The organism is Fimbriimonadales bacterium (assembly GCA_035559795.1).
GTDB lineage: Bacteria > Armatimonadota > Fimbriimonadia > Fimbriimonadales > ATM1 > DATMAR01.
The window spans coordinates 184305-210246 of sequence record DATMAR010000007.1 but is presented as its reverse complement, the minus strand read 5'-3'; the positions used below and the strand labels follow the sequence as shown (position 1 = coordinate 210246).

General features: G+C 46.8%; 24 protein-coding genes and 2 tRNA genes. 15 read left to right on the top strand and 11 right to left on the bottom strand.

Features of this window, described 5'->3' with window-relative positions; genetic code table 11:
• Positions 1 to 36: 36 nt before the first annotated feature.
• On the bottom strand, positions 37 to 954 hold the full coding sequence (locus tag VNK96_05305) for a cation diffusion facilitator family transporter (protein HWP31124.1): 918 nt from the start codon (positions 952 to 954) through the stop codon (positions 37 to 39).
• 36 nt (positions 955 to 990) lie between these two features.
• On the bottom strand, positions 991 to 2505 hold the full coding sequence (locus tag VNK96_05300; GenBank protein ID HWP31123.1) for a hypothetical protein: 1515 nt from the start codon (positions 2503 to 2505) through the stop codon (positions 991 to 993).
• Positions 2506 to 2612: 107 nt separating this feature from the next.
• Here VNK96_05300 and VNK96_05295 point away from each other — a divergent pair, with 107 nt between their 5' ends.
• Positions 2613 to 3122, top strand: coding sequence for a hypothetical protein (locus tag VNK96_05295; GenBank protein ID HWP31122.1), 510 nt, complete (start codon positions 2613 to 2615; stop codon positions 3120 to 3122).
• On the opposite strand, the gene hisS is transcribed toward VNK96_05295, so the two are convergent.
• Positions 3070 to 4329 (bottom strand): histidine--tRNA ligase, encoded by a 1260-nt coding sequence (gene hisS / locus VNK96_05290; protein HWP31121.1) that lies wholly within the window; start codon positions 4327 to 4329, stop codon positions 3070 to 3072. The two genes, VNK96_05295 and hisS, sit on opposite strands and share 53 nt — an antisense overlap.
• Before the next feature lie 267 nt (positions 4330 to 4596).
• Here hisS and VNK96_05285 point away from each other — a divergent pair, with 267 nt between their 5' ends.
• The 4 genes from VNK96_05285 (at position 4597) to VNK96_05270 (ending at position 8015) form a co-directional block, all read left to right on the top strand.
• Complete coding sequence (locus VNK96_05285; GenBank protein HWP31120.1) at positions 4597 to 5418, top strand: type II secretion system protein; 822 nt, start codon at positions 4597 to 4599, stop codon at positions 5416 to 5418.
• 73 nt (positions 5419 to 5491) lie between these two features.
• Positions 5492 to 6307: a prepilin-type N-terminal cleavage/methylation domain-containing protein gene (locus VNK96_05280; protein ID HWP31119.1), complete on the top strand. Its 816-nt coding sequence runs from the start codon at positions 5492 to 5494 to the stop codon at positions 6305 to 6307.
• 93 nt (positions 6308 to 6400) lie between these two features.
• The gene (locus VNK96_05275; GenBank protein HWP31118.1) at positions 6401 to 7180 is read left to right on the top strand and encodes an AAA family ATPase; all 780 of its coding nucleotides are present in this window, start codon (positions 6401 to 6403) and stop codon (positions 7178 to 7180) included.
• On the top strand, positions 7173 to 8015 hold the full coding sequence (locus tag VNK96_05270; GenBank protein ID HWP31117.1) for a ParB/RepB/Spo0J family partition protein: 843 nt from the start codon (positions 7173 to 7175) through the stop codon (positions 8013 to 8015). Before VNK96_05275 ends, VNK96_05270 begins: the two co-directional genes overlap by 8 nt.
• Positions 8016 to 8230: 215 nt before the next feature.
• On the opposite strand, the gene VNK96_05265 is transcribed toward VNK96_05270, so the two are convergent.
• Entirely contained in the window at positions 8231 to 8824 is a 594-nt protein-coding gene (locus tag VNK96_05265; GenBank protein HWP31116.1) for a hypothetical protein, read from the bottom strand.
• An 80-nt stretch (positions 8825 to 8904) separates the two neighbouring features.
• On the opposite strand from VNK96_05265, the gene VNK96_05260 reads away from it, so the two are divergent.
• The gene (locus tag VNK96_05260; GenBank protein ID HWP31115.1) at positions 8905 to 9900 is read left to right on the top strand and encodes an aldo/keto reductase; all 996 of its coding nucleotides are present in this window, start codon (positions 8905 to 8907) and stop codon (positions 9898 to 9900) included.
• 14 nt (positions 9901 to 9914) lie between these two features.
• On the opposite strand, the gene VNK96_05255 is transcribed toward VNK96_05260, so the two are convergent.
• The 4 genes from VNK96_05255 to VNK96_05240 form a co-directional block, all read right to left on the bottom strand.
• Positions 9915 to 9991: transfer RNA gene (locus tag VNK96_05255), tRNA-Met, on the bottom strand.
• Between the two features lie 154 nt (positions 9992 to 10145).
• A complete protein-coding gene (locus VNK96_05250) occupies positions 10146 to 10919 on the bottom strand; it encodes a prepilin-type N-terminal cleavage/methylation domain-containing protein (GenBank protein HWP31114.1) in 774 nt (257 codons plus the stop codon).
• Between the two features lie 162 nt (positions 10920 to 11081).
• Entirely contained in the window at positions 11082 to 11759 is a 678-nt protein-coding gene (locus tag VNK96_05245; protein ID HWP31113.1) for an AraC family transcriptional regulator, read from the bottom strand.
• 11 nt (positions 11760 to 11770) lie between these two features.
• A complete protein-coding gene (locus VNK96_05240; GenBank protein HWP31112.1) occupies positions 11771 to 13192 on the bottom strand; it encodes an aldehyde dehydrogenase family protein in 1422 nt (473 codons plus the stop codon).
• 74 nt (positions 13193 to 13266) lie between these two features.
• Between VNK96_05240 and VNK96_05235 the strand changes: the two genes are divergently transcribed.
• The 8 genes from VNK96_05235 (at position 13267) to VNK96_05200 (ending at position 21026) form a co-directional block, all read left to right on the top strand.
• A tRNA-Pro gene (locus VNK96_05235) sits at positions 13267 to 13344 on the top strand.
• 210 nt (positions 13345 to 13554) lie between these two features.
• Positions 13555 to 14067 carry a transcriptional regulator NrdR gene (gene nrdR, locus VNK96_05230; protein HWP31111.1) on the top strand — a complete coding sequence of 171 codons (513 nt, stop codon included), beginning with the start codon at positions 13555 to 13557 and terminating at the stop codon, positions 14065 to 14067.
• Between the two features lie 18 nt (positions 14068 to 14085).
• Positions 14086 to 17673: a vitamin B12-dependent ribonucleotide reductase gene (locus VNK96_05225; GenBank protein HWP31110.1), complete on the top strand. Its 3588-nt coding sequence runs from the start codon at positions 14086 to 14088 to the stop codon at positions 17671 to 17673.
• A 272-nt stretch (positions 17674 to 17945) separates the two neighbouring features.
• Positions 17946 to 18350: a hypothetical protein gene (locus VNK96_05220; protein ID HWP31109.1), complete on the top strand. Its 405-nt coding sequence runs from the start codon at positions 17946 to 17948 to the stop codon at positions 18348 to 18350.
• Positions 18351 to 18417: 67 nt separating this feature from the next.
• Positions 18418 to 19314, top strand: a complete 897-nt coding sequence (locus VNK96_05215; GenBank protein ID HWP31108.1) for a site-specific DNA-methyltransferase — start codon at positions 18418 to 18420, stop codon at positions 19312 to 19314.
• Complete coding sequence (locus VNK96_05210; protein ID HWP31107.1) at positions 19311 to 19868, top strand: hypothetical protein; 558 nt, start codon at positions 19311 to 19313, stop codon at positions 19866 to 19868. Before VNK96_05215 ends, VNK96_05210 begins: the two co-directional genes overlap by 4 nt.
• Before the next feature lie 52 nt (positions 19869 to 19920).
• Positions 19921 to 20295, top strand: coding sequence for a hypothetical protein (locus tag VNK96_05205; protein HWP31106.1), 375 nt, complete (start codon positions 19921 to 19923; stop codon positions 20293 to 20295).
• 164 nt (positions 20296 to 20459) lie between these two features.
• On the top strand, positions 20460 to 21026 hold the full coding sequence (locus VNK96_05200) for a cysteine dioxygenase family protein (GenBank protein ID HWP31105.1): 567 nt from the start codon (positions 20460 to 20462) through the stop codon (positions 21024 to 21026).
• A 35-nt stretch (positions 21027 to 21061) separates the two neighbouring features.
• Here VNK96_05200 and VNK96_05195 read toward each other — a convergent pair whose 3' ends face one another.
• From VNK96_05195 to VNK96_05185, 3 genes are read right to left on the bottom strand one after another with little or no spacing between them, the layout of a single operon-like run.
• A complete protein-coding gene (locus tag VNK96_05195) occupies positions 21062 to 21772 on the bottom strand; it encodes a hypothetical protein (GenBank protein ID HWP31104.1) in 711 nt (236 codons plus the stop codon).
• A gap of 3 nt (positions 21773 to 21775) precedes the next feature.
• Positions 21776 to 23281, bottom strand: coding sequence for a carboxypeptidase M32 (locus VNK96_05190; protein HWP31103.1), 1506 nt, complete (start codon positions 23279 to 23281; stop codon positions 21776 to 21778).
• Entirely contained in the window at positions 23282 to 23722 is a 441-nt protein-coding gene (locus VNK96_05185) for a BON domain-containing protein (GenBank protein ID HWP31102.1), read from the bottom strand.
• 68 nt (positions 23723 to 23790) lie between these two features.
• Here VNK96_05185 and VNK96_05180 point away from each other — a divergent pair, with 68 nt between their 5' ends.
• Positions 23791 to 25749: a GAF domain-containing protein gene (locus VNK96_05180; GenBank protein ID HWP31101.1), complete on the top strand. Its 1959-nt coding sequence runs from the start codon at positions 23791 to 23793 to the stop codon at positions 25747 to 25749.
• Positions 25750 to 25942: the final 193 nt, after the last annotated feature.

Here is a 25942-nt window from a genome sequence, read left to right as displayed (position 1 = left end):
GGTTAGTTTATCGTAATACCTCGATGCAGGTTGCGGTCATTTCTCGTTTGCGTCTTTATGAAACTCCGCTCGATGCTGGCGTTCTCGGTGATAAGGTTCAACGTGTAGGCTGATCAATACGTTCGGAAGCGTTTGTCGGATACGGTCCTCTACTTCTTCCGTCAACTCATGCGCTTGAATGAGGCTCAAATTATCGTCTACCAATATGTGTGCATCCACATGGCGATAAGAGCCGGATTTTCTCGTGCGCAATTGATGGAAATCGTAAATTCCCGGATGCGTCCTCAAAATATTCTCGATTATTGCGATTTCTTGGTCCGATAATTTCACGTCCATAAGAAGTTGAAAACTCCCGAAAGCGATCCTACTAGCAGAAAACAAAATCCAAAGAGTGAGCAGCAACGCAATAATCGGGTCGAAAATGAGATTATTCGTCCATCGAACGAGGAAAAGGGCTAATAAAACTCCCGCGCTCGTCACGACATCCGCTTTTAAATGCATTGCATCGGCGCGCAGAGCATCACTGTCTGTTGCTTCGGCGACTTTTCCTATGTATGTACTTATAAATACATTCAACACAGCGGAAACCATGATGATGATAAACGCTATATCCACTTCGATTGGTCGAGGGTGAATGAGTCGTAAAACCGCTTCGTAACCCACGTAGAGCCCTGCAATCATCAAAAGGAGCGCTTCGATGAGACCTGCAAATGTCTCGAACTTTCCGTGTCCATAAGGATGTTCTCTATCCGCCGGTTTATCACTGACACGAACGGTGAAGAAGGCGATCAAACTAGCGATGACGTCTCCGAAACTGTGCAGCGCTTCACTCAGCACAGATACGCTTCCAGAAAGTATAGCAGCGAGTATCTTTGCGATAGTAATCGTTACATTGGAAATAACGGACACGACAGCCGCAATTACCTTACGATTGTCTTGAATGCGCCTTGCCACAGTTGATAAAAGGATACTACTTTCGTGGTCTATTGATTATCTTTGGGGAATATAAACTTTATAACTGAACGTCAACATCTTCTTTTCACCCTCGGGCAAGTTCAAGTCCCATTCGAGTTTGGCTCGTGAATTGACGGAGCTCAATCCTTTGGTGATTTTGGTGATTTTTGGATTCCCATCCGTAGATATCACTTCGCCTGTAATTTCTTTGGTGATTCTCATCCGGATGTTTTCTTTCTTGTGATTGACGACTTCCAATGTTCCTTTGAGGATTACCAAATCGAAAACTTGAGAATTGGGCAATTTCAAAGCCTGTCGCGTTCTTTCGATTTCCTCCTCTGAATAATCCGCACGCACATCGAGAGCCTTGGTGATTCTCAACAGTGATTTTGCGCCGATGCTCGTGTATTTCATTGTGTCTTGTCCTAAAATCATTTCGTCTTTCATCATCGTTGCTAAACCTGTCGTCCAGGGAAGCGATGTGGAATTTTGAAATTCGATGCAGTGCCATACATCTTTGGGAAGATTCGAAATATCCGTGTACTCCAATTGTCTCCCGATGCTATCCGGGATATCCCAAACATAGAGATGCTCGTAAGGAAGTTCTTTCTCTAAAAGAACGTAATGTCCCCTTTCGTTGCGTTTGAGAGTGACTTTGGGAATGCGATAAAGAAAAAGGTCTTCTGCTTGAAACGTCTGCGGTTCCGGTGACTCTATCGTATAGATATTTCTTTCAGCGAATCCACCACCCTGCGCCAGGACCTGACGAGTGGCATCCGCCATCACTCGTCCTTGTGTGATGTTCAGTGCTTGCAAGAATTGATCGATCGTCATTCCACTCGTAAACGGGTCGGGAACACCGAGATAAGGAATGTTCGGAAATCCGGTAACGAGACGCAATTCGATACCTTCCAAATCTTCCATATCGTTGAGAATCGTCGCTTTGCAGAGAATGTTCAGTTTTTTATCACTTATTAAAGCGAGAGTGTAATTCGGGAACCATGTGATTCCTTTTTCGAGGGTGATGATATGAATCTTCCCGTCGGAAGGTCCCGAAGCGCGGATTCTTAGAAGTCTTTCTGTAGTTGTGCGTTCGGCTTTCCAAACGAAATCTCCGGCACCGAGAATATAAAGAATTTGTGCTTTTGGGATGACATGAGTCGAGGTATCGTCTGATAAGACAATCACTTCCCCGGTAGCACTTTTCAAAACACCACTGAATTTCTGTTTATCTTGCGTAGAAACTGTAATGCTTTTTCCGATGTTCGCGAGAAGCATTTCTTGTAAGAAGCCGATGTTTTCTTCTTTTTTCGTCGTTTGCAAAACGCTTTCTGCGCTATGGAGCGTGACCCCCTTCGTGGTAGAAATCCATACAGTTCCGACGACCGACGAGCCGATTCCTTTGAGCAAGAATTCGGATTTTCCACTAAGGGGAACTTCTCTCACGATGACCGAATAACCGTTTTTGAAAAGAGAGGCAGAAGAAGTCTTTGGAGTGATTATCTCCTCGATAGGGGCGACACAAAAGGCGAGCAAAAAAGCATTCCACATGGTCTTTTCCTCCTATTCTAATATACGAACCTTCTCAGTTTTCGCTTCTATGTATGTCCTTTCGGGTAATGTCGCTATGTTCTTTCCATAAGGGAACGGAGCGAATCATGGTAGGAAAAATCGTTTTCTGGAGTGCTATCGCTATTCTCGGTTTGATTTTTATCGGTCTGGTTGCGGGCGGTGTAACTTTATGGCGCTTTTTCAGTAGTGAAGAGGGGAAACAATTCCAACGCACGATGCAGCTATCGCAACAGATGGAGGATATCTTGCCTCATGTAGTTTCCGCACTGCAGCAATATAAAGATGCGAAAGGGAAATTTCCAGAAAAATTCGAAGAATTAAAACCCTACATGGTCGAGAGCGTTTACGAAAAAAGCAATAATCTCCTAAAATACACCCCCCCGAAGCCAGATGCTCCCGACAACACGGTAATCATGACTACAGAAAAATGGCAAACGATTCAAGAAGGCACGATGCACTACGAGATACGGAAAAATCTACAAGCCGTGATGATTACGGAACAGCCTATCGTCAAAAAAGGGGAACAACGTACGCAAGGAAAAGTCAAGCCGGGTGATGCCGGAGCACTCTCAATACTTCTCCCGATGGCAAAGTAACTTCTTCACCGCTACGCATGTCTTTCACTTTCACGACCCCCTTTTCGAGCTCCTCATCTCCCAAGATGACTGCGTAGTTCGCCCCGGATTTGTCGGCTTGACGAAATTGGCTCTTCGCCGAGCGAAATTCGAGGTCTGTAACAACGGAAATCCCGGAATCCCTCAAGAATTTCACGAATTTTGCAAATTCGATACGGTTCTCTGTTAAACACACCGCAAAGACATCAAGAAGTCGTTCCACCTTTTTTTCGATTTCGAGAGTTTCCATGACCATGAGCGCTCGTTCGATACCCATTGCTACACCTACTGCTGGGGTCGGTTGCCCTCCATATTCTTCAATTAAATTATCGTACCGTCCCCCCCCGCACAATGCGTTCTGTGCCCCTAAGAATTCGGATTGCACTTCGAAAACAGTTTTCGTATAATAATCCAATCCTCGGACGAGTTTGGGGTCTATTTCGTAGGTGATGCCTAAGGAATTCAGGAGTTTTTGGAGTGATTCGAAATGCTCGATGGTTTCTTTCTCGTAATAACGAGTTATAGGGGGGGCATCAGCAACGATTTTTTGTACCTCCGGGTCTTTGGAATCCAAAAGCCTTAGAGGATTTTTTTCGCAGCGAGCGCGGAATTCTTCGGGAAAATCACGCAAATGAGGGCGTGCGTATTCCAATAACGCCTCCCGATACGATTTTCGACATTCTTCTTCTCCTAAGGAGTTCAATTTGATAGAGATATTTCGAATACCTAAGGTTTGGTAAAAGCGTACGGTGAGTTCGATGACTTCCGCATCCGCATCGGGGGTTCCGCTACCGATGAGTTCCACTCCTGTTTGATGAGATTCCCTCAAACGACCTTTTTGAGGTCTTTCGTAACGGAAGATGGGAGTGATATAAAACAAACGCGTGATTTGATTAGGAGTCCCGAGAGAATGTTCGAGATAGGCGCGAATTACAGGAGCAGTGCCTTCGGGTTTTAATGTGAGACTCCTTCCAGCTCTGTCTTTGAACGTGTACATCTCTTTCGAAACGATGTCCGTTCCTTCTCCCACACCACGAACGAAGAGTTCCGTATCTTCGAAAGTCGGCGTTCGTATCTCCGAATATCCATATAAATGACAGATGTCTCGAAAAGTTTTCTCGAGATGTACCCATCGATGAGCTTCTTGAGGGAGGACGTCTCTGGTGCCTCTCGGCGCTTGAAAACGCATAAAAGCCATTTTGGCAGAACCTATTTGAACGGCTTCTCATACTCCCGCATCCTTTTCTTTCTGAGCCCTGACGGCAGATTGTGAACTTTTTCAAAAAAATCTACAAAAGATGTTGGAAATTCGTCTATTTCTGTGTAATATGAGGAAGGAAAGCCTTTTGTGAGCAGCCCGTTATGCTTGGGAAAACCTCAACTGAGGGTGCAATTCGGAGGTATGACTGAGAGGGCAGGCAGGCTCTAAGAAACAGGCTTTCAGAGGTGAACGAAAATGTTTTCGAAAACAAAACAGAGTGTCAAGGGCTTTACTCTCATCGAGTTGCTCGTCGTCATGGCGATTATCGCTATCATCGCAGCCATCTTATTCCCCGTCCTCGAGCAAGCCAAACGGCAAAGCAAGCAGACCGTTTGCTTGAGCAACATGAACCAGTTGGGTTTGGCAATGATGAACTACCTGTCCGCATGGGACGATAACTGGCCCCCCGCAGTGCTTTATGCGCCACTCGATGGCTTCGCCCCACAGCAAATATGGATCGGATACGACAACAATAACTACGGGTTGGATGGTGGTTTTTATGGGCATGTTCATGAGCCTGCGAAAAATAAGCCCCGTGTAGGTGCGCTCGACCCTTATATAAGAAACCATGAAGTTCGTAAATGTCCCGTGATGCCAGACCATTGGCAAATGTCTTACGCACATTGTTTCTTCTGTAAGGTTTATGATTCTTCTTACTATTCTAAAAACCCGAAAGCCAGATACAACGAGTGGGGTCCTATGGTGAAAGACATCACGTACAGTGGTGGAATTTTCCGATGGTCGCAAGGGGCGAATCATTCCGAGATGCATGAACCCGCGAGGACATTGATTATGTGGGAGCACGAGGCTCGCGTTCCCATGTGCAATTTCCTTCAGCCGGATAACTGGTACGATACCCCCCCAAAAAGCAACTACCTAATTAATCACTTCCATTTCTTGCACCGAGGTGGGGCGAACAGCCTTTGGGGCGATGGCCATACGAAGCGAATGGTCTATGATCTCCTCAAACGCCCGTACTTTTCTTGCAGGAAAGATATCTATCCGGATTGGTGGTAAGGTCAGGCTAAAGTAGTAATTTTCAAAAGTCAGCAATTGTTCAAAAACATCCTTGCAGATAAAGGAGACCGAAATGGTTTCTAAAAAAAGCGGTATGAGCGCCTTTACGCTCATAGAACTACTTGTCGTGATCGCCATCATCGCGATTATCGCGGCTATTCTTTTTCCTGTCTTCGAACAAGCGAAAAGACAGAGTAAGCAAACAGTCTGCTTGAGCAACATGAACCAGTTAGGTTTGGCGATGATGAACTATCTTTCCGCATGGGACGATACATGGCCTGCTTGCTCGATTTACTCCCCTCTTTCTGGATTTGCCCCGCAGCAAATGTGGATTGGATACGACAACAATAACGGTGGGTTGTATGGAGGTTTTTGGGGTCGTGTAAATCAGCCTGCTAAAAATAAACCGCGACCAGGAGCGATAGACCCTTACATTCAAAATCACGATGTAAGAGAATGTCCGGTTATGCCAGAAGAATGGCAAATGTCTTATGCGCATTGTTGGTGGAACGAAGAATATTGGTCGGGTTACTATTCGAAAAATCCTAAAGCCTATCAAAACGAATGGGGACCTACGGTAAAGACTGTGAATTATGTAAGTGGATGTGTAGTCGGGCTTGGGGCATCGCAATCGGAGGTTAACGAACCAGCAAGAACGCTTATCATGTGGGAACATAACGCATGGGTTCCGCTTTGCAATTTTTTACAGCCAGAAAATTGGTATGACTCTCCACCGAACTCGTCTTATCTTATAAATCACTTTCATTTTTTGCATAGAGGAGGTGCCAACAGCCTATGGGGAGATGGACATGTGAAGAGAATGGTATACGGGTTACTAAAGCGTCCATATTTCTCGAGTCGGAAGGATATTTATCCCGATTGGTGGTAAAGCGAAATTCAATAGTTGAAAATTTCAAACGGTCTCTGAAAAAAAAGTATTGATGTTTTGATTCTGTTACTGCGGGATGGACTACAATAGCGTGTGCCTATCTGGGCTGTGGTAAATCAAAAAGGGGGTGTTGGCAAAACCACTACGGCTGTCAATGTCTCCGCAGTCCTCGCCTCGAACGGACATAGAACCCTTCTCGTAGATGTGGACCCTCAAGGGAACTCCACCACAGGGCTCGGAACAGATAAACGCTCCCTAAAAGCCACTCTTTTCGAAGTGCTCGTCGAGGGAACCCCGGCGAGCGAAGCGATTCACTCGACCTCGGTTCTTAATCTTCATATCCTCCCCTCTACGCTCGATCTCGCAGGCGCTGAACCCTTGCTTTTAGGAACTGTCGGACGAGAAACTCTTTTACGGGATGCTTTGAAGCCAGTGCAGGAAGATTACGAATATATTTTTCTCGACGCTCCTCCCTCGTTAGGGATTTTGACGATTCTCACTCTTGCCGCCTCGAATTTCGCTTTAATTCCTATGCAATGCGAGTTTTACGCTCTCGAAGGTTTGAGCCAATTGCTCAAAACCATCGAACTTGTAAAAAAACGTATCAACCCGGATTTGGAAATCGGCAAAGTGCTTTTGACTATGTACGACAAGAGAAACCGTTTGTCTGTACAGGTGGAGGAGGAAGTTCGCTCCTTTTTCAGTGACCTGGTCGCGAAAACGACTATTCCCAGAAACGTGCGATTGAGCGAAGCGCCGAGCTTCGGTCAACCTGCGGTGATTCGTTATCCATCGGCACTCGGTTCGAAAGCGTATCGTGATTTTGTAGAAGAATTTTGTCAATCGAACGTTATGGAGGAAGTCGGTGCGTAGGGTTTTAGGAAAAGGTCTTGCGCAGATTTTAGGAGAGCAAGAGGAATCCGAAGTTCGCCAGATTCCGATCGATTCGATTGTTCCAAATCCGAGACAGCCTCGAAAATCTTTCGATGAAAACTCTCTACGGGAACTCGCAGATTCGATACGACGAGTGGGCATGGTTCAGCCTTTGCTCGTTCGTTTGTTGGATAAAGACCATTACGAGTTGATTGCGGGGGAACGTCGTTGGCGTGCAGCAAAACTCGCAGGTCTCGAATTCGTCCCAGTGGTTGTGCGTGCTGCAGCGGGAATAGAATCTTTGGAACTTGCCTTAATCGAGAACTTACAGCGTGAGGATATCTCACCTTTGGAAGCAGCGGAAGCCTATCGTGTCCTCATCGAGCAAGAAGGCCTGACCCAAGAGGAAGTCGCTCAAAGGGTCGGAAAGTCTCGCGCTGCGGTTGCGAACACGCTTAGGTTGTTGCGATTACCCGAAAAAATCCGCAACTCTTTAGAAGCCGGAGAGATTTCAGAGGGGCATGCTCGAGTACTTCTTCAGTTCGATACTGAATCCGAGATGCTTCAAGTGCACGAAAAGATTTTAGAAAAGAAATTAACCGTGAGAGAGGTCGAGCAGTTGGCTCGAAAAGAACAGCCTAAAGCTATTGCGAGTAGAGAATCAAAAGCCAAAGACCCGGAAATTGCTCGCATCGAGAACTTGCTCAGCGAAGCATTGGGGACTCCGGTGAAAATTCATCGAAGTGGGAAGTCGGGTTCGATAGAAATCTCGTTTTATTCAGAGGAAGATTTGACGCGTATAGTAGATTTGCTAACTCCTCGTGAAAGGTTGTAGTAGAAATTCATTCCTCTCTGTTTAGGTATTCAACGAGACGCGAAAAATCATTTTTTATTTAGCACTTTTTCTCGTTCCCAAACTCTGTTTGGGAACGTTTGGAGTGTATTACTTACTCTATAAGTTTCCTCTTTGTTTTGTTCGAAGGAACTAAGTAAAAAATTAGCAAGCAAAGCCAAAAAAGGAATCAGCGCTCTTTTCGCTAAAATCTAATCTTACTTAGCACTTCTATTGAGTTTCACCAAAAATTTATAACCTGCATCATCCATCAAGACGGTCAAAGCATAAAATTGAATCTTCGCCTCTTCCGTTCCCTCTTTCCATTGCTTCAAAGTTACGTCATAAATTTGGTCTACGACTTGCACAATGATCTTTTTTTGTCCGGGATTCAGAATCTCGTGTAGCGCTTTATAAAGGATGATGCCGTTCGCGATTTTCACTCCATTGCGCTCGTTTTCGAATGCCGCAAAGAGTTTATCCATTCGTTCGAGGAATTCTTTGGGAGGTACGCTTCCTGCTTCCGCGTCTTTAAGCACTTGAGAAATTTCTTTATCGAGCGCTTTCAGGCGGTCCGCTTCCTTCTTTTCTTGATTTCTTACGTTTTGCCTGCACTCTTCCAACTTCGGCAGAAGTTTTCCGATTTGCTCTTTTGTAAGTGCAAGTGGCAAAATTTGATTCGCTTTGTCTATTTCCGCTAACTTATCGAGAATCGGTTGAACGTTGAACGGGTCGGGACGCGATACTTGCAGAGGGGTTGCTAAAACCAAACTCAAAATCGAAACGCTGAAAAGCAAAACAAACGACTTCATGGATGCCTCCTAAGTTTTTCAGTGTACCGGTCTTTTTGACGCCTTCGCGTGCGTTTTGTAACTAACGGTATAACAGAAGCATGGAGTACGTACCTTTTGGACGCACAGGAGTGATGGTCAGTCGTCTTGCAATGGGGACGATGACCTTTGGCTGGGAGCCCGAGGATTGGGGAAGCACGAAAGAAGACGCAATAAAAATCGGGCAGAAAGCGCTGGATTTGGGAATCAACTTTTTCGACACTGCAAACGTTTATGCACGCGGCGTAAGCGAGGAGATCACAGGAGAAATCATCCGACCAGTCCGCAGAGAAATTTTTTTAGCGACAAAAGTTCATGGAAGAATGGGAGAAGGACCGAACGATTGGGGAAATTCACGAAGGCACATCATCGAACAATGCGAAGCCTCCTTGAAGCGATTGAAAACGGATTGGATAGACCTTTATCAACTCCATCGCCCCCAACCAACTATCCCTATTGATGAAACCTTGCGAGCATTGGACGATTTGATTCGTCAGGGCAAAGTGCGCTATATCGGCACGAGCACTTTTGCGGCATGGCAAGTTTGCGAAGCGCATTATATTGCGAGAGAGTTGGGAACGAATCGCTTCGTAAGCGAACAGCCGCCTTATAATCTTTTAGATAGAAGAATCGAAAAGGAGTTGCTTCCGTTTTGCAGAACCTATCTTTATGCCGTCATTCCTTGGTCTCCGTTAGCGGGGGGGCAATTGACGGGAAAGTATCTTACGAAAGTACAGGAAGGGCGATACGCAAAGAGCGACCCGAACCGGCGCATCACGGCTCGCTCCACTGAAGTCGTTCGAAAACTAAAACGAATCGCAGACAGCATGGGAGTTTCGCTTACTAGCCTTTCACTTGCTTGGGTACTAAACCAACCAGGCATTACCTCTGCGATAATCGGGGCGAGAAAAATCGAGCAGTTCGACGATTTGGTGAAGGCTACCGAATTGAAGCTCCCCGCCCGGGTTCTCGAGAGAATAGACCGTATCGTGCCACCCTCTTCCTATATTGTCGATTATTATTCGGCGGACTTCGGACCTGGCGTTTTACCGATTTGAGAGAATTTAAAAAATGGGAGCGGGGGTTGGATTTGAACCAACGACCTCCGGGTTATGAGCCCGACGAGCTACCTGGCTGCTCCACCCCGCAACGTCGTACTGATTATACCCTAACTGGTTAGTCGTCAACCCTAATAGAGGCCGTCGCATTAATGCAAACCAATCCGCGCGCCTAAAAAGTTTCCCATTCTTGTAGAGTTTTTTGCTCTTGCAAGTAATGGGCAGCACCTGATATAGAAACGGAGTTAGTCTGACTGCCCTTTGCCGTTCCACATGTTTTCGTCTTGGAGTTGTGCGGGGGTGTGGGATTTTACGTGAGCGTCTAAGAAAATCACGGTGCCGAAACCAAAATGCCTTGGCCAGAAATGACCCCAACTGAGCCCGTTCGTAGGGGGGGCTCCCTTCCACTTCGATGGCGGATAGACCCGAAAATATCCGACGTCTTCCGCCCATAGTTTCGACCCTTCGGCACGTGGAGAGAACCAAGTGGATTCAGCAAAGGCTATCGTCATCGAGGGGGAATCGAAAGCAGAAAGTGGAACGGTTGTAAAAGGTCCGGCATCAGGGTCTTTTTCGTTCAACCCTGGCGAGAGATAGCGTCCGTTGTAACCATAACTCGGCGAGAAACTCCAATTGTATTGGTATTGAGGATTTTGTTTTTCTTTGCGCAAGAATTCCGAATTCACCAATGCAGGGTCTTCTTTTTCGTCTTTCGGGCAGAAATAAATTTCCGGACTTTGCACATACGAGACAAGGCATCTTGGCCAGTAAATGAATTCGTATATCGTGATACGACCGTATTTCGGACTGAGATAGAAAAGCGGAAGCGTATATTCTTCGTAGTCAGATGTGTAAAGCATAAAAGCATATGCGATTTGCTTCGCATTCGATACACATACGGATTGCTTCGCTTTGTCTTTTGCCTTTTTGATTACCGGAAAAAGGATTGCGGCGAGGATGGAAATGACCGCTAAAACGACAAGCAGCTCGATAAGAGTAAAGCCCTTCTTCTTCCCCATACCAGGTTTTCCTCCCTATACTCATAGTTGTCGGCGGTGGATTTCACCGTATAAGGTGATGGTTGTCTACTAAAAAGACTAAATAATATAGACTAACGTCTACATTTTTTAACGCAGGAAAACCCATTAAAAATTTTCGAGAAAAGTTTCTGAGCACTAATTCTAAACGCTTGCTTTTCTATGAATTACGGGGGGGACTCCGTGGTAGGTTTTATACGCACGAGAAAATCCGCTCGTGTCCGTATATCCAATGCGAGCGCAAATTTCTTTTACAGACAAGGAAGTCGTTTCTAAATATTTCCTCGCTTGATTCAATCTCACCTCGGTTACGAAGCGCATAAAAGGCATTCCGGTAACGACCTTGAATAGATAGCGAAAATGGGAGCGGCTCAAATGCACTTGTTGCGCTACCCATTCATCGGTAATCGGCATATGAAAATTATCTAAAATAATTTGCTTCGCCTTTTCGATAATTTCTTCCGAATAACGATTTTTTTGTGGCGATGCGCATTCGGTGGTTTTTTGCAAAAACTCTCGAACAATTTGGAGAAGAGCGTCTGCATCTTTCGCATGTAAAGCGAGTTCCGCCGCTTCTGCAATCCTGCGTTCCGTATCCTGCGCTGCACCGATTTCTAAGACGGAATTCACGAGTATCGTTATGAGCGAAATGAAGCGGCTTTGCGCCATTTTTAAATCTCGTTCGGCTAATGCGATTAAATCTTTTTCGAAGCGACGGAAATATGCTTCGAGTTCTAAGCGCTGCCCCAAGCGCACCATCGCATTGATCTCGTGATAACTTACAGTGACGCTGTCTTTATTTTCCGAAAAAGATTCTTTCATTCGTTTCTATTTTATTTCTTTCGCCATAAAAAAGTTCTGGGAGAGGTCATTTCTTCCAAAGCGAAACGAACACCTTCTCTGCCGAAGCCGCTTTCGCCCTCTCCTCCGTATGGCATCGAGTCGAAACGCAAAGAAGGGGATTCGTTGCACACCAGAGCCCCATAGCGCAGAGTTCTATACGCTTTGTCTGCAGTGGAATCGTTGCTCGTGAAAAGCGATGCCTGCAAGCGATAGCGACCGCGATTGAGGGTTTCGATGAGCGAATCTAATTCAACGTAAGAGTTCAATGTCAAAACAGGGCCGAAAATTTCTTCGCAAAAGACAGGCTCATCGGGAGGAGGATTCTCGACCAATGTGGGGGGGAGAAGGCGCGGATGTTTTTCTGCTTTTGCTTGCGCGATGATTTTCGCTCCTCTTTTCACTGCGCTTTCGATTTTTTCCTGGATAGTTTTCGCGGCTTCTTCTGAAATGAGAGGCCCACAAACACAATCCTCTTTGCGAGGGTCGCCCGTTACGGTTTCTTCCGTGTAACGAATCAACTTTTCTCGAAATTCGTTATAAACATCGCGATGAACGAAAACATTCTGCGCAGAAATGCACACTTGCCCCGCATAGCCGTATCCACTGTATGCGCTTCTTTGGGCAGCCAAATCCAAATTTGCATCTGCCTCTACGATGACAGGCGCATTCCCCCCCAATTCTAAAAGCACCTTTTTCTTTTGGGCGAGTTCTTTGAGCATCCATCCGACTCGCGGACTTCCCGTGAAACTGAGCATTTTGATTCGTTCGTGTTTGAGCGCGTTTTGTGCGTTTTCGTTGCTTATGTGCATAACGGCGATGAAACCTTTCGGAGCTCCTGCTTCGATGAGCAGTTTTCCGAGGGCGAAACTACAAAGGGGGGCGAGAGGGCTGACCTTCAACAGAATCGGGCATCCGGCAATCATTGCTGGCGCGAGTTTGTGTGCCGCTAAATTGTAAGGCCAATTGTACGGAACGAATGCCAAAATCGGACCGACGGGAAAGCGATTCCAAAGCCCGGCGAATTGCTCACCTCTCGGGTCGTAAGATAAATCGAGTGGTCGGTCTCGGAGTTCGTCGGTAATTTCGGTGGAGAGTCGGAACGTTCGTTCTAATCGTTCTACTTCACCGATTGCGAATTGTTTCGGTTTTCCCGTTTCTTGAATTAATAAATCCACCAACCAACTTCGATGTTCGTTGACGAGTTCTGCCATTTGCGCGACGACCGCTTTGCGTTCTTCGAGTGGTGGAGGATTTTCCCAAGCCTCTTCGGCGATTGCTAAGGCACTTTCGATTTGTTCGGGTGTCGCTTCTGCTACGCGACCGAGTTTTTCCCCTGTCCAAGGGTCGTATGAATCGAGCCAACTCCCAGAAATTTCCTCTTTTCCGCAAATGAGCGAGCCGAATTCGATCATGATTTTGTTTAACGTTTTAGTATGTCTCTTTTTTGGGGAGTTTGGTCTATGGCAGGTAGACTGTATTTACAGTTCGGGGCGTAGCGCAGCCTGGATAGCGCGACTGCTTTGGGTGCAGTAGGTCGTGGGTTCGAATCCCGCCGCCCCGACCATTTTTCTTTAAGGGTGTGGAAAACTTTGCTGATAAAGATGGGAAAAATCGTGGGAAATTAGTTGACTTTTTGGGGCTAAAAAATCTTTTAAAATTGTGGCTTTACCCCCTTGACACCCGAGATATTGTGTTGTATAGTGAAAGTGCTTCCATATGTTGGGTTGCTCCGATACCTAAGAAAGACATAGGAAGCATAGGAAATTTGTAATCTATGACCTGTCCGTTTTGTGGCTGCCCTGACGATAAGGTGATCGATTCCCGCCCCGCGCGGGAGGGTGCAGCGATTCGGCGGCGTAGAGAATGCGTGCGCTGCGGAAAGCGGTTCACCACTTTCGAGGAAGTCGAACAGCGGACTCTCGTCGTGGTGAAAAAAGATGGACGGCGCGAACCTTTTCAAATCGCAAAGGTGTTGGAAAGCATGAAGGTTGCGTGCAGAAAACGTCCCATCCCTACTTCCGTTTTGCAAAGCGCTGCAGAAGATGTCGAGAAGAAGCTTTTGGAGAACTACGATATGGAAGTTCCCTCGGTGGCAATCGGCGAAGCGGTATTAGAGAAGTTGGCGGAGATTGATTCGGTTGCTTATGTTCGATTCGCGAGTGTGTACCAAGAGTTCGAGGAGCCCGAGGAATTCGGTGAGATCGTGAAAGCGCTCACACGGCGCGCAAAAAGAAAACGTGATGCATCGTTGTTGACCTTTTCTCAAAAGGCACAGGATTCCCAATAAACCAAGGAGGCAAATCAAATGAAAATTCGACGCTTTTATACGAAACCTGGAGAGGGTCCGTACGCGAATATCTCGTTCACAAAAAGGAAATCTGAAATTCGCAATCCGGATGGAACCGTTGTGTTTTCCATGGATGATGTGATTGTTCCATCGGATTGGTCACAAGTTGCGACGGATATTCTGGCGCATAAGTACTTCCGCAAAGCAGGAGTTCCGAAAGAGGACGGAACATACGGGGGGGAAAATGACGCTCGACAGGTTTTTCATCGTTTAGCGGGTTGTTGGAAAGATTGGGGTGAACGATACGGGTATTTCGATACCCAAGAGGATGCGGATGCGTTTTACGATGAACTTTGTGCGATGATGGCGCGGCAAATCGGTGCGCCGAACAGCCCTCAATGGTTCAACACGGGATTGTATTACGCTTATAAAATCGCAGGCCCACCGCAAGGACATTATTATGTAGAACCGGAAACGGGCCAAGTGCGCATGAGTCAAAGCGCATACGAGCGTCCTCAGCCTCATGCTTGTTTCATTTTGTCCATCAAAGATGACCTCGTGAATCCTGGCGGCATTATGGACCTTTGGCTTCGCGAGGCGCGAATTTTCAAATATGGAAGCGGAGTCGGGACGAATTTCTCGACACTCCGTGGTGAAAACGAACCTTTGAGTGGGGGGGGTAAGTCGAGCGGATTGATGTCCTTTTTGCGCGTCGGTGACAGGAGCGCGGGTGCAATCAAATCCGGCGGAACGACACGACGTGCCGCGAAGATGGTGTGTTTGGATATAGACCATCCTGACATCGAAGAGTTCGTGAAATGGAAGGTCGTCGAAGAGCAAAAGGTGGTTTCTTTGGTTGCAGGTTCGAAACTTGCCGCTTATCACCTCAACCAAATCATGAAAGCATGTTTTGAAAATGAAAAAGCGGAGAATCCTTTCGACCCTCGAGAGAACAAGGTTTTGCGAGAAGCGATTGCCTTGGCGAAGGCTGCGCAAATCCCGGCTAATTATATTCAGCGAGTGATTCAACTCGCTAAAGAAGGATACAGGAGCATCGAATTTCCGACCTATGACACGGATTGGACTTCGGAAGCCTATCGCACGGTGAGTGGACAGAATTCGAACAATTCCGTTCGTGTTACGAACGATTTCTTGGAAGCCGTGCAAGAAGACCGCGAATGGCATTTGCGTTGGAGAACGGATAGACGCGTTTCGAAAACAGTTAAAGCGAAGGATTTGTGGGACGAGATATGTTATGCGGCGTGGATGTGCGCCGACCCTGGTGTTCAATACGACACGACGATTAACGAATGGCACACGTGTCCTGAGGGGGGGCGTATTCGTGCGAGCAATCCATGCAGCGAATATATGTTTTTGGACGATACGGCTTGCAATTTAGCCAGTTTGAATTTGGCGAAGTTCTATGATGACGAAACAGGCGAATTCGACATCGAGGCGTATCGTCATGCCATACGGTTGTGGACGATTGTGCTGGAAATCAGCGTGTTGATGGCGCAATATCCCAGCGAAGAAGTTGCGCGCAACTCGTTCGAATATCGCACGCTCGGATTGGGTTATGCGAATCTCGGTGCGCTTCTCATGCGCATGGGGATTCCTTACGATAGCCCACGAGGAAATGCGATAACAGGGGCATTGACGGCAATTTTAGGGGGGGAAAGTTACGCGGTTTCGGCGGAAATGGCTGCGGAACTCAGTCCTTTCACGCATTTCGAAGAAAATCGGGAAGCGATGCTTCGCGTGATTCGCAATCATCGCCGCGCTGCTTATAACGCATCGAAGGAAGAATACGAGGGACTTTCGATCAAGCCAGTCGGGATAGACCCGGACGAATGCCCTACGGAACTTCTCAAAGCGGCGAGGGAAGCCTGGGACCGCGCGTTAGAGCTGGGTGAAAAACACGGATATCGAAATGCGCAAGTTACCGTGCTCGCCCCCACCGGCACTATAGGACTATTGATGGATTGCGACACGACAGGTATCGAGCCGGATTTCGCGTTGGTGAAGTTCAAGAAACTCGCAGGGGGGGGATATTTCAAGGTCATCAACCAATCCGTTCCCATCGCTTTGAGACGGTTGGGCTACAGCATGGATGAAATTGACGATATCGTGAAATACTGCATGGGTCATGCTACGCTCGTGGGCTCCCCTGCGATTTCTCACGAGGAACTTCGTCAAAAAGGCTTTACGGACGAAGCGTTAGAACGCTTGGAAGAGGCCTTGAAAACCGCATTCGATTTGAGATTCGCCTTCAATCAGCATGTTTTGGGAAAGGAATTCTGTATGTCGAAACTGGGCTTTACAGAAGAGCAACTCAATGATTGGAATTTCGACATGCTCAAGGCGTTGGGTTTTTCCGAAGAAGAAATCGAAAAGGCGAATCTATATGTTTGCGGAAAAATGGGAATCGAAGGTGCTCCTCATTTGAAGCCGGAACATTATCCGGTTTTCGATTGCGCGAATCGAAGCGGTAAGAACGGTACGCGATTCATCTCGACGGAAGGACACATTCGACAAATGGCAGCAGCGCAACCGTTCATCTCCGGAGCGATTAGCAAAACCATCAATCTTCCTTCGTTTGCGACTGTGGAAGACGTGCGCAAAGCGTACATGCTTTCATGGAAGTTAGGTTTGAAAGCGGTTGCGCTATATCGAGACGGTTCGAAGTTGAGTCAGCCCCTCAATACAGCAGCGGACGAAGTAGCGGCGGCGATCGCTGAGATCGATGGAGAGCACACTTCCATCGCGCAAGCGGCACAGAAATTGGTGTTTCGTTATATTGCGAAACGCCGTGTTTTGCCTGCGCGACGCAAAGGGTATACGCAAAAGGCGCGAGTGGGGGGGCACAAAGTCTATCTGAGAACGGGAGAATACGAGGATGGAACACTCGGCGAAATTTTCATAGACATGCATCGAGAGGGGGCTGCGTTCCGAAGTTTGATGAACTGCTTCGCGATTGCGATTTCTCTCGGGTTGCAGTACGGTGTTCCTCTCGAAGAGTTCGTGGATGCGTTCGTGTTTACGCGTTTCGAACCGAACGGCGTAGTTACAGGACACGACCATATCAAAATGGCGACTTCCGTCATAGATTATCTTTTCCGAGAGTTGGCGGTTACGTATTTAGGACGAACGGATTTCATGCAGGTGATCCATGAAGATTTGCGCGGAGACACGATCGGTCGTCCTGCAGAGGAAGTGCCCGAATTCACAGAGGAAGAGGTCGTGGACGAACACCACATGTCTCCTCATATTCCGGGACAGACATGGGAAGACCATACGGGAAAGGGATTTCGAGTGACGCACGGCTCCAATGGTCCTTCTTCGAAAGCGTCGGTTTCTAATAACCCGCAGACCATCTTGCCGAATGTTTTTCTATCGGGTTCGGATTCCGCGAGTACATTGGGGGGGGCGCAGGTGCAGTCTACTTTGTATTTGAGTCCGGTGGATGATTTGAGCACGAAAATTCACAACGCTCGGATGAAAGGCTATGAAGGCGACCCCTGCAGCGAATGCGGCCAGTTCACATTGGTGCGAAATGGGACCTGCCTGAAATGCGTTTCGTGCGGAGCGACGAGCGGATGCAGCTAGGTTGTTTTTGTGCATACTGTGGCGCGCCAGCTAAGTCAAAAGACCATGTCGTCCCGAAGTGTCTTTTAATCGATAAAAATTCGTGCGTTACGGTTCCATGCTGCAACGAATGTCAACAAAAGAAATCGTTGGACGACGAATATCTACGCGACGTGTTTGCATTTCGAGTCGAAACAAATAGTATTTTTCGATTGCATGGACAATTCGATAAGGCAACTCGCGCCGCGCTTTGTGAGGATAGAAATTCTCCAGGGAAACAGATACTTCGCACAATGAATATAAACGAGCCCGTTCTAACTCCATATGGCATTTGTTGTAGAGTGCAAGCTGATGCTGGCCGTATCTTAGCGGGATTGAAATGGATAGTACGAGGGTTATATTTTCGCCACCAGAAAAAAATTTTAAATCCAAACCTTGATTATAAATGGTGGGGATATAACCTAGAAGAAAATGAGAAAGTGTGTAACAACACATGGTACACGCCAGGATATAATGGCCCCTTTTTTGTGGGAGGTATTACTCTTGCCTATAGAGTAATGATTTTGAGTGAGGTTCCTGATTTTTCCGATTGGCAACTTGTGTTTTATAATCGGCTTTTATTTATGATTAGAGTAAACGAAGAAGGTTTGATCAGGAAAGCATTCTCTTATAACATATCATCAACGCCTCTTATATGATTTCGGTTGTTTGTGGTATAGCCTTGGGCTAGTGATGCAAGGTAAAATTATTCCGCTCTGGGAAAAAATGAAAAACCCATCCATCCAAATCCATTACGGTGACAATTTACAGGTTCTCTCTAAATTGCCTGACGAGTCCTTTTCTCTCATCTATATAGACCCGCCGTTCAATACAGGAAAAGTTCAGGCAAGGACGCAAATCAAAACGGTAAGAGACGAGAAAGGAGACCGTACAGGGTTCGGAGGAAGAAGGTATCGCACCATTCCCGTCGGCAAGCGTGCGTATATAGATATTTTCGATGATTACCTGGAATTTCTCGAGCCGCGCATCTGTGAGGCGTATCGTCTTTTGACCCCTAACGGCAGTTTTTTCTTTCACATCGATTATAGAGAAGTTCATTATTGCAAGATATTGATCGATTCAATATTCGGACGCGAATCCTTTATGAACGAAATCATTTGGGCGTACGATTACGGAGCGCGAACACAGAAAAAGTGGTCGCCTAAACACGACAACATCCTTTGGTATGCGAAAGATCCCGAAAATTACATTTTCCATTACGACGAAATAGACAGAATCCCTTACCTCGCACCGGGACTCGTGGGTCCCGAAAAGGCGGCAAGAGGAAAAACGCCAACGGATACTTGGTGGAATACGATTGTGAGTCCTGGGGGAAAGGAAAAAACCGGCTACCCAACGCAAAAACCTCTTAGTATTATTTCAAGAATTGTACGTGTTCATTCGAACCCTGGTGATTGGCTTCTTGACTTCTTTGCTGGAAGTGGGACTTTGGGTGAAGCTGCAGTTCGGCTTGGGCGCTTTTGTGTTTTGATTGACAATAACATCGAAGCGATTCGTGTTATGATGAAACGACTTGCTTTTGCGAATCCGGGACTTTATGGTATTACAGAAAAAAAATTGGGCATATCAAAAGAAAAAAACCTATTTTCTAAAATCACATGAAGAAACTGATCAGTGACCCAGATGTAATGCTATTAGCTCAGTTGTCACGCATGTTGCAAGAAGAATACGCAGAGGGAGACGAAGCATGGATTGATAGCCCATTCCTATGGATAAAAACGAGGCCGTCTCGTCAGGTTGGAACTATAGGTGAAAGATTGTTAGCAGGTTTTCTGGCTGCTAAAGGTTTTGATGTCGTACATGCACCAAATAGCGATTCCGATAGATTAGTAAATGGGAAAAAGGTCGAAATTAAATTTAGCACTCTTTGGGCTAATGGATTTTATAAGTTTCAACAAATTAGAGATCAAGATTATGAATTGGTAATATGCTTAGGAATTAGTCCATTCGACGCACATGCTTGGGTTATTCCTAAGGTTGTATTGATAAATAATTGGGGGAAAGTCCCTGGCATTCAAACCCAACATGGAGGACGACGTGGTTCGGACACAGCATGGCTTACGGTTTATCCTGAGAAGGTTTATGAGTGGCTTGAACCTTACGGAGGAACATTAGAGAAAGCAGTTAAATGTTTTAAACACTTGACATCTGATTGATTTGTGTCGAATCTTGCTGCTTATGCCTTTTTATGATCGTCTTCTTCTTTGAATGTTGCGAATCGTCGGTGTCGAAAGAAACGAAGACCCACAAAAGGAATTCGTTCTTCTCCAAAATCAGGGAGTCCTTAAAGCGAACCTGCGAGGGCATCTTCTCGCGGACGACAGCGCGTTTCTCGACAGTGGTGAAATCGTCTTGGACCGCGCGTACGCCTTTTATGAGGATGTGTGCATACCCGCCTCGTGCTATGTGATGCTCGTAACGGGACGTGGCGAGAACCGATGGCGAAGAAGCGCTGATGGCAGTCTCGTTTACACGGTCTTTTGGAACCGTCATCGCTCGGTATGGTCGAAAAGCCCGGGACCGCTCCACCTTCTCGGGGTTACCCACAGCCAGCCTCCACGCTTGCAATGGGCGGCGGTTTGAAAAAAACGCGTTGCAATTCCGTATTTCTGTCGTCTATAATAATTGAGGCTGTCACCTAAGGATTTGGTGGTAACGGAGGACGGAGCAAGGATGCTCCCAGCCTTTATTTTTTTCCCCACATAAAAACTCGGGTTATAATACGTTCGTCTCGGAAAGGAAGAGATATGGTCACCTTCACCGGTAAGAGCACGCTTATTCGAGCCTTAGACGACGCAGTTTCTTTGGGGAATGTTCATCGGGTTACGGAAGCCGTAAAGCAGGCTCTCAAGCGTTTGGTCGCTGAAAAAGCGTTCGACCTCCCCGAGCAGTTTCGAAAGCCTATCGAAGGTACGTACGCTCGACGTCTTCTCCATCGAAGTCCTGAATACGGTTACACTGCTCTTGCGATGGTCTGGGCTCCGGGGCAAGGAACTGCTTTGCATGACCATTCTGGAATGTGGTGTGTGGAAGGGGTTTTAGAAGGGGAATTGGAAGTGGTTCAATACGAATTACTCGAGAAGAAAAACGATTTGTATTATTTCGCACCGAAGGGATCGGTTTTTGCGGGAGTGGGTAGTGCGGGCAGTCTAATCCCCCCCTTCGAGTATCACACGATTTCTAATTGCGACCCCTCTCGTTTAGCGATAACCCTTCATGTATACGGAGGTGAGATGGACCACTGCAACATTTTCGAGCCGGTAGAAGGTGGGGGATACAAGATGCTCGTGAAACAACTTTCGTATCACGATTGAATTAAGCTTCTAAGAGCGCGAAGAATGATTTTTCTCTACGAACGCTTCTGCGTGTTTTTCTGTGCCGCTTCTCGGAGTTTTTCGAACAAATCCTCTTCGGCAGTTTTTCCTTTTTTCTGCGAGGTGGCTGCTTCAGATTCGTCAGAATCTGTTTCTTCATCGAGAACCATAGAAATTCCTGCTTTCGGTTGAGGAATCCCCCCCGGTCCGACGGGTTCCTCTTCTTTTTCGGATGTTTCTTCTACTCGTGAAAGATTTCCTACTAATACTTCTGCATGTTGATGCAATCCGGTGGGGAATCGAAAACCCCATGTCAAAACATCCGCAACCTCGTCGCTGTATCCACCGTTTTCAGCGCGCCCTCTCACGAGATGCTTTTCCGGGTCAATAGGTTCTCCTACCTTTGGAATCCACACTCTTATTCCGACATTCGCCAATTCCGAAAATGCCTTGCGAAAGACATCCATTAAATTCAAACGCGTATCGAGATCGAATTGCGGATTCACCGTCTCTTCGTTCGCTTTTCGAATCGCTTTCGCTAATGCGTCTTCGAATTTTTCCAACGCTTCTTTCGCTGCGGTTCCTCGCGCTTCGAGGTCTTTGATGCGTTCCTCGAGTTCCTCCGCCTCTTTCGCCTTAGCGCTAATCGTATCGAGTACAGGCAAAAGAACCGATGCATTCTCCAATCCGGAACGGATTTGCTGTATCGCTTGCGAGAGTTTTTGGAGAGTTTCCGACGGATTCATAGTTTATGCCAGCCCATATATCGGATCGAATTTTTCGTGGAGATAACTCAAAAGGGGTTTGGTAGAGATGCCTTCTCCTGTAACTTTACGAATGAGTTCTTTGGGAAGATAAATGTTTGCGTGTACATGGACATTTTTTCGCAGCCATTCCAATAGCGAAGCGAATTGCCCTTTGCGTATTTGTTCTCGGATGTCGGGGATTTCGTTTTTGATTTTAGACCAGAGTTGTGCGGCGATGAGATTCCCGAGGGTGTATGTAGGGAAATATCCTATCGAACCGCCGGACCAATGCACGTCTTGCAAAACGCCTTCGGCATCGTTCGAAGGTACGATTCCGAGATACTCTTTCATTTTCGCATTCCAGATATCCGGCAATTCCTTGAAATTGATTCTACCGGCTATCATTTCTTTTTCGAGTTCGAATCGCAGCATGATGTGCAGGTTGTAGGTCACCTCGTCCGCTTCCACTCGAATGAAGGAAGGGGTGACTTTGTTCGCCGCTTTATAAAATTGCTCTTCCGAAGCGTCCCCCAATGATTCCGGAAATTTTTCTTTCAAAAAGGGAAAATAAAACTCGATAAATTCTCTGCTTCTGCCGACTTGGTTTTCCCAAAGTCGCGATTGACTCTCGTGAAATCCTAAAGAGCAGGCTTCGAACAACAACGTGCCATCGTATTTTTCGGGAAGACCTTGTTCATAGAGAGCATGTCCGGCTTCGTGCATCGAAGCGAAAACGCTTCCTGATAGAAAGTTTTCATCGAATCGTGTCGTGATTCTGACATCCCCCCCACCGAGTGTAGTGCAAAACGGATGCGGAGCGCGGTCCTGTCTGCCTCGATGAAAATCATAACCGAGCCGCTTCACGATATCCAAAGTAACTTCCTCTTGTTTTTTGATGTCATATTTTCGTTTTAGAATCGAATCGTCAATTTCGATTCCTGATTCACTGATGGCTCGAACGAGTTGGACGAGACCCGGTTTGAGTTCATTGAAAATCGTTTCGACTTCGGAAGTAGTCGTGCCTGGCTCATAAGGGTCCATGAGCGCATCGTAGGCTTGTTCTCGATAACCTCGATGTTCGGCAATTTGCCTTTCGATATCTACGATTTTCTCTAACCAGGGTTGGAAGGACGGATAATCGTTGTGTTTTCGCGCGTTCACCCATACTTCATGAGCAAGCGAAGTGGTTTGTGCTTCTTCGGCAACGAGTTCGCTGGGAACTTTTACTTCGCGGTCGTAATTTCTTTTCGCCACTCGCACGAGAGCAGCGTCTTCATGTTCATAAGGCAGTCCTTCCACTTCCTTTGCCGCCTCTTCGATGAGTTTTCCGATTTCATCCGAAGTGAATTTTTCATGGATGAGGCGAGAAAGGATACTGACTTGCTCAGACCTCGCCTGAGCCCCCCCTGGCGGCATGTAACATTGCATGTCCCAATGCAATACACCGACGCTTTCTCCTAAACGCTTGACTTCGCGCAATTTTTCTTTCAGTTTTTCTAAGGAACTCATCTATGAATCACCTTCGATCGTTAAGTTATTCTTTACTTTTTTTTCGTCTCCGATAACACCGACTGCAACTCCTTCGGCTTTCGCTTTCTGAATTTCCGAAGCGGCTTTTCCTTTCAGTTCGATTACTCCGTTTTTGACAATCACCTCGAATCCGCTTCTGTCTACTTCTGCGACTTTTAGACCAGCATGCACTTTTCCCCTGATGATGGCGTCTGCCAATTCTTGAGTCGCTTCACTCCCCTGTTTGTACGTCATTTGTTTTCCGATTTCGAGCCCTTTCTCGTAAGCCTGTTTCGTGGAAGTTTCGCTTTCTTTTTGAGCGGGGGGCTTTTCCAAGGAAGGGCTTTCCTTTGCGATATTGTCGCCTTGCATGTCCTCGCAACCGGTTACGAATGCGTATAACAAAAGAGCGACCACCGCTACCCAAGTCATTCCCGTCATTTTATAGAAGACTACCCAACTTGGCTACCCTAACGGGCTGAGTTCAGCCTCCGATAAAGAACTTAAAGATGTACGAGTTCGCCTGTCGTCTTGTCGCGGCAATCGGGTTATTTGCCGTCTCCAGATGGTTCGGTCAACCCCCCATGGAGATCGCTTGGATAATCGGTGTGCTGACTGCCACCTATGCGGCGGTTGCATTTCTCGTGGAATCGAAGAAGAAAACGAATCCGGCATTTGCGGGATTAGTTGCTGGATTGGACTCTCTCGCCATCTCCGCTGCTCTCGCGTACTCAGGATGGCTACATTTCTTCGGGCTTATTGTTGTCGCACCGCTGGTTTATGCTGTAGCGAAACGAGGCAGTAACCCGTTAGCGACCGGCGCAATTGCTGCAGCCGCATTAGTATTTGCAAATGCGATGGCAATAGGAACCTTGGAAGACCCGATTGCCTTCGCGCAATCTGCGGGAATTTTGATCGTTGCACTTTTTGCGAATAGTCCGCGTATTGTCGTTCGCCCGAAAACGATTCAGCAAATGATTGCCGAACTCGCAGAGCCTGCGATAGAAAACAGTACGCAAGCGCTCATCGAATTAAGAGAGAAATACCGGCGATTAGCTCGTGAATACAGGGAGTTAGAGAGAAAGTCGCGCGTAGACCGTTTAGGCACGAAGGTTTTATTAGGTCGCGCGCATGCTGGGGGGGCTTTGTCAGACGTCATGAATCAGGTTCGAGAGATGATGCGTGCCGAAGGAATTATTTTGTTTACGAAGAACCAATTAGGCGATAGATTTATCGTAAACGAAAAAGCGGGACGCGTTCCGAAAGACTCGATTACTTTGAGCATACCCATTCAACCCAACGATAGCGCACAAAAACTTCAACTCAGAATAAACGAAGCGATTGCTTCTTCGCAGAAGGATTATGCAGAAGAACTTTCCTTCTGCAGTGTTCTTCTGACACTTCACGGAAAGTTAATCGGAATTTTGACTTTATTCATCAAAGATTCTCATGAACTCGAAGACCTTCGTCGGCGAGCGGAAGAAGCATCCGAAGTCATTGCACGTGTCATCGTAGACGAACGAGAGCATGCTGGCATTCTTCGCAAGTTGCGGGAATCGGAGTTGCTTTATGAAATCGCATGCCGAATAGACGGCGCTGCCACAGTAACGGATTTGTCTCGCCGTGTCGTGCAGGTTTTGAAAGACATCCTTCCCGAGTGCGATATTTCGATCTATAAGTTGCAGGATGAAAAACCTACACTCATGGCAAGAGAAGGGCGTGTGATAAAACTTTTCGAGACATTATTGTATCAACCAGAAGGAATAGAGGGTTGGCTTCGTGGGGGGGGAAAACCCATTTTTGCGTATTCTGCGTCGAATCATCCCGATATTCACCCCGCAGAGGCGGCGAAATTGCGTGTGGGTAGTTATTTTCTCGTTCCGATTGCCGAAGGAGACCAAATTATCGGGTTTATCAGCGTCTCTTCGCGAACGGAAGGTGCGCTCGGTAAGGAGGATGCAAAAACTCTTACCGATGTCGCTACCGAGTTCGCGCATACGTTGAGTGTTCTGCGTGAAAGTAAAAAGAAAGGTTCCACTGGTTTGCTCTCCGTTACAGAATTTCAAAAAGAAATGATGGAAATTTCCAATCGGGGGGGCTGCATCGTTTATATCGAACCGTTGCGCTTTCGAGAACTCGAAAACGAACTCGGAAAACATACGATCGAATTGGCTGCTCGCCAATTAGGGTTATTGATTCATCGTCATTCTCCCCGAACAGCGCGCATTTGCCGCAAATCCGATTATAGTTATATCGTTTTGTTACCCGATACGACTCTGCAAGAAGCGCAAGAATGGGCGAATCACATCATGACTCTCGCCGCCATGCGCAGTTACGATTCTTACACGGAAAGGACTCCGGTTCCTCTCGCCGTTCGTGCGCGTCCAGCGGATTTGAATGCGCGAATCGAAGATTTTCAGAAAACTTCTATCGCTCACGAGGCGGAAATCTCGAAAGAAGCTGCTTAGGAACGAAATAGTCGCGATACAACGTAAGCAAGATTTTTTTTGATTTTCGAATGAAGTAGACTCTTTTCCTATGCAATGGCTCGACGTTCCGATACGGGTACGTTACGGGGAAACCGACCAGATGGGTCATGCATATTATGCGAGTTATCTCTTTTGGTTCGAAGTCGCGCGCAGTGAATGATGTAGAGCAAAA

Coding starts and splice junctions, on each gene's coding strand:
- VNK96_05190 (HWP31103.1), bottom strand. CDS start 23,281: ATGAGTTCCTTAGAAAAACTGAAAGAAAAATTGCGCGAAGTCAAGCGT.
- VNK96_05295 (HWP31122.1), top strand. CDS start 2,613: ATGGTAGGAAAAATCGTTTTCTGGAGTGCTATCGCTATTCTCGGTTTG.
- VNK96_05180 (HWP31101.1), top strand. CDS start 23,791: ATGTACGAGTTCGCCTGTCGTCTTGTCGCGGCAATCGGGTTATTTGCC.
- VNK96_05280 (HWP31119.1), top strand. CDS start 5,492: ATGGTTTCTAAAAAAAGCGGTATGAGCGCCTTTACGCTCATAGAACTA.
- VNK96_05260 (HWP31115.1), top strand. CDS start 8,905: ATGGAGTACGTACCTTTTGGACGCACAGGAGTGATGGTCAGTCGTCTT.
- VNK96_05195 (HWP31104.1), bottom strand. CDS start 21,772: ATGAATCCGTCGGAAACTCTCCAAAAACTCTCGCAAGCGATACAGCAA.
- nrdR (HWP31111.1), top strand. CDS start 13,555: ATGACCTGTCCGTTTTGTGGCTGCCCTGACGATAAGGTGATCGATTCC.
- VNK96_05240 (HWP31112.1), bottom strand. CDS start 13,192: ATGATCGAATTCGGCTCGCTCATTTGCGGAAAAGAGGAAATTTCTGGG.
- VNK96_05220 (HWP31109.1), top strand. CDS start 17,946: ATGAATATAAACGAGCCCGTTCTAACTCCATATGGCATTTGTTGTAGA.
- hisS (HWP31121.1), bottom strand. CDS start 4,329: ATGCGTTTTCAAGCGCCGAGAGGCACCAGAGACGTCCTCCCTCAAGAA.
- VNK96_05200 (HWP31105.1), top strand. CDS start 20,460: ATGGTCACCTTCACCGGTAAGAGCACGCTTATTCGAGCCTTAGACGAC.
- VNK96_05205 (HWP31106.1), top strand. CDS start 19,921: ATGTTGCGAATCGTCGGTGTCGAAAGAAACGAAGACCCACAAAAGGAA.
- VNK96_05265 (HWP31116.1), bottom strand. CDS start 8,824: ATGAAGTCGTTTGTTTTGCTTTTCAGCGTTTCGATTTTGAGTTTGGTT.
- VNK96_05210 (HWP31107.1), top strand. CDS start 19,311: ATGAAGAAACTGATCAGTGACCCAGATGTAATGCTATTAGCTCAGTTG.
- VNK96_05225 (HWP31110.1), top strand. CDS start 14,086: ATGAAAATTCGACGCTTTTATACGAAACCTGGAGAGGGTCCGTACGCG.
- VNK96_05285 (HWP31120.1), top strand. CDS start 4,597: ATGTTTTCGAAAACAAAACAGAGTGTCAAGGGCTTTACTCTCATCGAG.
- VNK96_05245 (HWP31113.1), bottom strand. CDS start 11,759: ATGAAAGAATCTTTTTCGGAAAATAAAGACAGCGTCACTGTAAGTTAT.
- VNK96_05215 (HWP31108.1), top strand. CDS start 18,418: ATGAAAAACCCATCCATCCAAATCCATTACGGTGACAATTTACAGGTT.
- VNK96_05250 (HWP31114.1), bottom strand. CDS start 10,919: ATGGGGAAGAAGAAGGGCTTTACTCTTATCGAGCTGCTTGTCGTTTTA.
- VNK96_05300 (HWP31123.1), bottom strand. CDS start 2,505: ATGTGGAATGCTTTTTTGCTCGCCTTTTGTGTCGCCCCTATCGAGGAG.
- VNK96_05185 (HWP31102.1), bottom strand. CDS start 23,722: ATGACGGGAATGACTTGGGTAGCGGTGGTCGCTCTTTTGTTATACGCA.